At 64.7% G+C, this 320-nt stretch carries 1 protein-coding gene; it reads left to right on the top strand.

Annotation, left to right across the window (positions count from 1 at the left end; genetic code table 11):
- On the top strand, nt 1-320 hold a 320-nt coding region (locus tag PZH32_RS12215; RefSeq protein WP_275208524.1), incomplete at both ends, for an S-layer homology domain-containing protein.

Genomic DNA, 320 nt, shown 5'->3' with positions numbered 1-320 from the left:
GCGCATGGTACGCCATCGATGACGTGCTGGGCTTCGTGACCGATCGCAAGATCATGAACGGCTACGCCGACGGCACCTTCGGCCCCCATGACCGCATCACCCGTGGTCAGGCGGCCACGGTGCAGCACAATTTGGCCGGCAAGCCTGCCGCCACCTCGACGAAGTTCAAGGACGTGAACTACAACGAGTACTACGGGCCGGCCATTGCGTGGGCCCGCGCCGAGGGCATCATCAGCGGTTACGGCAGCTCGAACACCTTCGGCCCCAACAACTACGTGACCCGCGAGGAGTTTGCCGCCCTGCTGACCACCTACGCGCGC

Origin of the sequence: Adlercreutzia equolifaciens (assembly GCF_029076695.1) — a bacterium.
Lineage (GTDB): Bacteria > Actinomycetota > Coriobacteriia > Coriobacteriales > Eggerthellaceae > Adlercreutzia > Adlercreutzia equolifaciens_A.
This window is presented reverse-complemented; position numbering and strand designations above follow the sequence as displayed.